We start from the raw sequence: 6,000 nt of genomic DNA on the forward strand, positions 1-6,000 counted from the left end.
CTTGGCCCCCCCTCTGTCCTGCCGGACATCTCCCCCTCAAGGGGGAAGATCGGATGTTACCTTCGCTTTCGCCAATTTCCTGCGTTGAATAATGTTGAAGAGGCGATCCGGCGCGAAGCCGCCATCTCCCCCCTTGCGGGCAGGGCTATCGCATATGGGTTCTTGCGAAGAAGGACCCCACCCTAACCCTCCCCACAAGGGGGAGGGAACGCTGCCGCGCACTCCAATCCAATCCTTTTGGCGTCTGAAACATTGGCAGTTTGCCGTTGTCAGCGCCGACCGGAGTCTCCCTCCCCCTTGTGGGGAGGGGTTAGGGGTGGGGGTCCGTGCCAAGCAGACATCTCAGGAGTTCCATATCCGATAGCCCTGCCCACGAGGGGGAGATGCCCGGCAGGGCAGAGGGGGGCGCTGTCCCGCCAGCGTCTCGCTCGTGGCCCGGCGCCGCGCGCATCCTCTAATAATCTCGCATTTCTCCGTGAACCATTTCGCTCCGGCCTGCGACACACAGCCGTAACCGAAACCAACCATGGAGACTTCAGATGACTGCTTTTCTGCGAAACACCCTTCTTGCCGCTCTCGCGGTGTCGAGCATGGCCGGATCCGCCATGGCCGAGCAGACCGCCAGCTGTTCCAAAACCAACCTCAACGACCTCTGGGCCGGCCGCTGTTGCGGTGATGCCGGGGCGTCGGGCTGCCTGGGGGGTGGAAACAATGGCCATGGCGGCAATGGCGATCACGGCCGGGGCGGAAATGGCGGCACGGCCGGCAAGAAATGATCTCACCACTGTGCCCGCTGGCGGTCCGCCGGCGGGCAGTTTCCTGCTGAGGCAGGCGAACCTGCATCACGCTCGGATCGTCGGCTACGGCCGCTGGTTCAACGCCGCGCGGATCGATGCAGTGATGCGGCGAAGCTCGGCCTCGTCGAGTTTCTCGATGTTTTCGGCCAGCAGATTGGCAAGCTCGGTGGCAGCGGGGGAAAGACCCGACGTGTCGATTTTTACACGCGGGTGCGAGGCTTCGGCCAGCCGCGCCAGTTCCTCGGCGTCGTCCCAGATGATGTTGAAATAGCCGATGATCTTCTGGATCAGCGTCCAGGTCGGGGCACCGCGCCTGCCATGTTCGAGCGCCGACAGGTAGGCGGCGCTGACGCCGATCGCCGCCGCCATGTCCTTCTGGCGGACACCGCGTTCGCCTCGTAGCGTGCGCAGCTTCTCTCCGAACGGGGTCATGTCCCCGCCCTCATGATAGAACTCCTCACAGGCGCGCCCGCCGCAGGCGGATATAGAGCGCACCCGAACCGCCATGGTTGCGGGCGGCATGGTCGTGGCTGGAGACGAGCGGCCGGAAGGCGGGCGTCGACAGCCAGGCCGGTACCGCGCGACGCAACACGCCATCGCCGCCGGAGGACGAGCCCTTGCCGGTGATGACCAGGACATAGCGGACGCCGCCGGCATGCGCCCGGTGCAGGAACGAAAACAGCAGCGAATAAGCCTCGTCCTGGGTCATGCCGTGCAGGTCGACACGGCCCTCGATCGGCAGCCGGCCTTTCGACAATTTGTCCAGCGTCGGCTCGTCGAGGCGGTGCGTGACTTGCTGAGCCTTCGGCTTTGCGGTCCCTGCGGCGTTGGCAGAGGCCAGCGCCGGCTGCGGCTGATTTGGCCTGGCCTCGGCGGCAATGTCGGGGACGTCGACGGCAAATTTGCCCTTCAGCGGCTTGGCCGTGCGCGCCACCAGGTTCCACAGAACCCGGTCGTCCTCGCTGAGCTTGTCCGGGCGCCGGGTCATCGGACCGCACCCGCAACGAGCGCGCGCGGCACCAGCGCATAAAAATCCGCGGCATTGCGGACCACGCCGGCGATCTCGCCCGCGGCATCGCCCGAACCGGCGAACAGGTCGCCCCGCGCCGGTCCGGTGATGGCCGAGCCGGTGTCCTGCGCGATCATCAGGCGGCGGAACGGTTTTGCGTCGAAGGCAGTGAGCGTCGGCGCGTCGATGTAAAAGGGCGTGCCGAATGTATGCAGCAGGCGGTCGACGGCGATCGAGCGGCCCGGCGTCAGCGGCACCTTGGCGGCGGCGATCGGGCCAAGGGCCGCGTCCTCGACATCGGCCTCGCGAAAGAAGATGTAGGAGCGGTTCTGACGCAGGATCTCGTCGACGCGGTCCGGATGCGCCTTGAACCAGGCGCGGATCGACTGCATCGTCACCTCCGCCAGCGGGATCTCGCCAATCTCGCTCAGGATCTTGCCGGGCCCGGTGAAGCGCTGGCCGGATTTGGCAGCATAGGTGACGCGGACAAGCCGGCCGTCGGTCATGGCGAGGCGTGCGGCACCTTGCACGTGAATGAAGAAGGCATCGACCTTGTCGGCCAGCCAGGCGATTTCCAGGCCCTTGCCGTCGAGCGCGCCGCGCTCGATCTCGCCACGGTCGGGATACTCGACCGGCCCGTTCGGCGTCTGGCGCGCGAAAGCGAGGTAGGGATCCAGGCCGGGCGGGCGGTTTCCGTCGTCGATATCGACGAGATCGGCCGGGCGCGACAGCAACGGCACCGAAAATCGGTCCGTGCGCACCGGTGAGGCCTCGACTTGCGGTTCATAGAAACCGGTGACGAGCCCGGCGCCGGCATTTTCGGCAGGGATAAGCGCCGGGGCAAAATGACGCTCGAAGAAGGCGCGGGCTTCCCCGCGGGTCGGCGACCGATTCGCCGGCGAAACGGTCCGCGCCTCCGCGTAGGCATCGGCAAAAGCGTGGAAGTCGACGCCGAGCGCACCGCTGCGATAGGGTTTGGTCAGGACATGGAAGGCCGAGCGGCGAAAGGCAGCGAAGGCCGCCAGATGGTCGTCATCGTCCCAGCCGGGCAGGTCGCCGAAGGCTTTCTCGACAAAAAGAGGCGATAGCGACACCGGAGCCTCGCCGCGTGTTTCGAACTAGTCTTCTTCCTCGGTGGCGACGAGCTTCCAGTTCGGATCGCGCGAGCGCGTGTCGCGCGCGAAGGTCCAGACATCCTTGACCTCGGCGACGGTTTCCGGGTCGCCGTCGATGACCGCGCCTGCCTTGTCGCGGGTCGCGGAAATCAGCTCGCTGATGATGCGCAGCGTGACATGCGCCTCGCCGCCCTTCATCTCGGCCGAGACGATGTCGGCCTTGTCGATGCCGACGAAGGAGGACTGGATCTTTTCCGCCTTGGCCTCGCGATCGCCGATGGCGGCGACAAAACCGTCATAGACCTCGCGCGACAACAGGTTCTTCAGCGTTTTTCGATCGCCGTCGGCATAGGCCATGACGATCATCTCGTAAGCCATCTTGGCGCCGTCGACGAAACCCTTCGGCTCGAAGGACAGATCATTGTCCTTGATGCTGCGCAGGCCCTTGTTGAGGTCGGTATCGGGCTTGGCGAAAGCGTCGATCGCGGCATAGGTGTCTGGAGCCGGCTCGCCTGGCGCGCGCTTGCGCGGCAGCGAGACGACGTTTTCGGATTTCTGGGCGGCATCCTTGTCGCCGGTGCGAGCCGCCGAATAGGGATCGAAGGGCGGCCGTTCGCTGCCGGTGCGGCGGCCCAGCACATTGCGCAGCTGGAAAAAGATGACCACCGCCGCAATCAGGAAGAAAATCGTGCCGAAGTCGAAGAATCCCATATCTTCCGCCAATCAATCCCTGCCCTGTGGCCGGACCGTCAGGCCCAATGGCCACGGTCGCATAGCGTTCAACATTCAAAGCATATAGAACGCAAGGCGCAATCATTCAAATCAAAGGCAGGCATACCTATCTAACAGCCTCAGTGCCAGCGGCGATTGCTCGCTGGCGGCCAAAACAATCGAAACGATCATAACAATCGAAAAAGGTTGGCAAGACTTGCGCATTTCGCTGCTTCCCTTCTTTCTCCTCGCGCTTCCGCTGCTGGAAATCGCCGGTTTCGTCATCGTCGGCCGCGAGGTCGGCGCGCTGGCGACGGTCGGCCTCGTGCTGGCCTCAAGCATCGCCGGCGTGCTTTTGCTCCGATACCAGGGCTTTGGTGTGATGGCCCGCATCCGCACCGAGATGGCCGCCGGCCAGAACCCCAGCCGCCACCTTGCGCACGGCGCCATGATCGTGGTTGCGGCGATCCTCCTGATCATCCCCGGCTTCATATCAGACATCATCGGCCTGCTGCTGTTCCTGCCGCCATTGCGCGATTTTGCCTGGAGCCGGTTCAAGGGCCGCATTGTCGTCGCCACCGATTTCTCGACCGGCGGTTTTCGTGGCCGGCGCGACAGGGTCATCGACCTCGAAGACGGCGACTATTCGCGCGAGGACGATCTGAAGCGCGGACCGGATCACAACTCGCCGTGGCGCCGCCTGAAGGACGATTAGGGCGCCGTCCCATCTCCATCCCGCAGCCCGGAAGCAAGGCGGCAAACCTTGTCTTGTCATCCCCGCCATGGTAGCGAACGCCCGATTTCAATTCGGTCAGCGACGCTGCCCAGGCAAGAGGACAAGGCTAATGGCCAGCAAAGATGACGCGCCGGTCGGCGCAGCCAACGGAAACGGCAATGCGGCGCAGCCGTCGCTCAACGTTCTGGCGCAATATGTGAAGGACCTGTCCTTCGAAAGCCCCGGCGCGCCCAATTCGCTGCGCGGCCGCGACAAGGCGCCGGGCATCGCCATCAACGTCAACGTCAACGCCAACCCGCTCTCCGACAAGCAATTCGACGTCAATCTGACGCTGAACGCCAAGGCGTCCTTCGACCAGGAAGTGCTGTTCAATGTCGAGCTGGTCTATGGCGGTGTGTTCGCCATTGCAGGTTTTCCGCAGGAGCACATGCTGCCGATCCTGTTCATCGAATGCCCGCGCCTTTTGTTCCCGTTCGCCCGCCAGATCATCGCCGAGGCAACCCGCAATGGCGGCTTCCCGCCGCTGATGCTCGACCCCATCGACTTCGCCCAGATGTTCCAGCAGAAGCTGGCCGAGGACGAGGCGTCAAAGGTCAAGGTGAGCTGAGCTGAGCTCGGCTGCCACGAATTGTTGAAAACCCGGCCTCGCGCCGGGTTTTTTGTTTTGGAAACGCTGGCAGGACAGAGGGAGGTGTGAAGGATCGCTGCGGAACGACATTGTTCCGTCTTGCTCAGCCAACCGCAACCTTCAGCCACAGCGCCTTTTCGCCAAGCGTCCCGACCATACCGGCGTGCAGGGCGCGTTCGGCTTCGGTGACACGCGGCGGCAGGGGTGCCGGGCGCTGGCTGATGATGATTTCGATCTGGCGGACATTCTCGCCTTGCGCCGGCGCGGTGGCGCTGTCGAGGATGAGGGCCGCCTGCTTGCCGCCGATCAGCTCGATATAGACCTCGGCCAGCAATTCGGAATCGAGCAGGGCGCCGTGCTTGGTGCGCTTGGTGTTGTCGATGCCGTAGCGCCGGCAGAGCGCATCGAGCGAATTGGGGCCCATCGGGTGCTTGCGGCGCGCCAGCGCCAGCGTGTCGACGACAAAACCATTGTCTATGACCGGGTGACCAAGCCGGCCGAATTCGACGTTGAGGAAGCCGACATCGAAAGTGGCGTTGTGGGCGACCAGCTTGGCGCCGTCGGTGAAGTCCAGCCACTCCTGCACAATCTCGGCAAAGGTTGGCTTGCCCGCGAGATCCGCCGCGCTGATGCCGTGCACGGCCTGTGCCTCGGCGTGGATCGCGCGGCCTTGCGGGTTGATGTAGTGGTGGAAGGTCCTGCCGGTCGGAAAGCGGTTGACCAGCTCGACGCCGCCAAGCTCGATGACGCGGTCGTCGCGCGAATCGAGGCCGGTGGTTTCCGTGTCGAAGATGATCTCACGCATCGAATCAGTCGCTCCGCTCCAAGGGAGCAGATTCATACAACGGAACAAAATGGCAATGAGAAACGGCGTTGCCTAGGACAATCGCCACAGGTTTGCGCTGCCCCTCATCGCCCTGCCGGGCACTTCTCCCCGTATAGTGACGGGGAGAAGGTGCCGGTGTCCGAACCGGATAGATAGGTAACAGAATGGACTGATTAGA

General features: G+C 63.9%; 9 protein-coding genes. 3 read left to right on the top strand and 6 right to left on the bottom strand.

Annotated elements, in window-relative coordinates:
• Positions 1 to 539: 539 nt before the first annotated feature.
• Positions 540 to 776 (top strand): hypothetical protein, encoded by a 237-nt coding sequence (locus AC0L24_RS32930; RefSeq protein ID WP_473564954.1) that lies wholly within the window; start codon positions 540 to 542, stop codon positions 774 to 776.
• 84 nt (positions 777 to 860) lie between these two features.
• On the opposite strand, the gene AC0L24_RS32935 is transcribed toward AC0L24_RS32930, so the two are convergent.
• The 4 genes from AC0L24_RS32935 to AC0L24_RS32950 are packed head-to-tail and all read right to left on the bottom strand — an operon-like array spanning position 861 to position 3,632.
• A complete protein-coding gene (locus AC0L24_RS32935) occupies positions 861 to 1,229 on the bottom strand; it encodes a helix-turn-helix domain-containing protein (RefSeq protein ID WP_127331956.1) in 369 nt (122 codons plus the stop codon).
• A 25-nt stretch (positions 1,230 to 1,254) separates the two neighbouring features.
• Positions 1,255 to 1,785, bottom strand: a complete 531-nt coding sequence (locus AC0L24_RS32940; RefSeq protein ID WP_127399003.1) for a Smr/MutS family protein — start codon at positions 1,783 to 1,785, stop codon at positions 1,255 to 1,257.
• Positions 1,782 to 2,900: a murein transglycosylase A gene (gene mltA / locus AC0L24_RS32945; RefSeq protein WP_127808567.1), complete on the bottom strand. Its 1,119-nt coding sequence runs from the start codon at positions 2,898 to 2,900 to the stop codon at positions 1,782 to 1,784. Before mltA ends, AC0L24_RS32940 begins: the two co-directional genes overlap by 4 nt.
• A gap of 24 nt (positions 2,901 to 2,924) precedes the next feature.
• Entirely contained in the window at positions 2,925 to 3,632 is a 708-nt protein-coding gene (locus AC0L24_RS32950) for a Tim44/TimA family putative adaptor protein (RefSeq protein ID WP_127808569.1), read from the bottom strand.
• 217 nt (positions 3,633 to 3,849) lie between these two features.
• Here AC0L24_RS32950 and AC0L24_RS32955 point away from each other — a divergent pair, with 217 nt between their 5' ends.
• Together AC0L24_RS32955 and secB are read left to right on the top strand one after the other, a co-directional pair.
• Positions 3,850 to 4,347, top strand: a complete 498-nt coding sequence (locus AC0L24_RS32955) for an FxsA family protein (protein WP_127271639.1) — start codon at positions 3,850 to 3,852, stop codon at positions 4,345 to 4,347.
• A gap of 130 nt (positions 4,348 to 4,477) precedes the next feature.
• The gene (gene secB / locus AC0L24_RS32960) at positions 4,478 to 4,975 is read left to right on the top strand and encodes a protein-export chaperone SecB (protein ID WP_023813420.1); all 498 of its coding nucleotides are present in this window, start codon (positions 4,478 to 4,480) and stop codon (positions 4,973 to 4,975) included.
• Between the two features lie 124 nt (positions 4,976 to 5,099).
• Here secB and dnaQ read toward each other — a convergent pair whose 3' ends face one another.
• Both dnaQ and AC0L24_RS32970 read right to left on the bottom strand, forming a co-directional pair.
• Positions 5,100 to 5,801 (bottom strand): DNA polymerase III subunit epsilon, encoded by a 702-nt coding sequence (gene dnaQ, locus AC0L24_RS32965; protein ID WP_127808571.1) that lies wholly within the window; start codon positions 5,799 to 5,801, stop codon positions 5,100 to 5,102.
• 4 nt (positions 5,802 to 5,805) lie between these two features.
• A partial coding sequence (locus AC0L24_RS32970) for a hypothetical protein (RefSeq protein ID WP_473564955.1) occupies positions 5,806 to 6,000 on the bottom strand: 195 nt, incomplete at its 5' end.

It is taken from the genome of Mesorhizobium sp. WSM4809 (genome assembly GCF_055811655.1).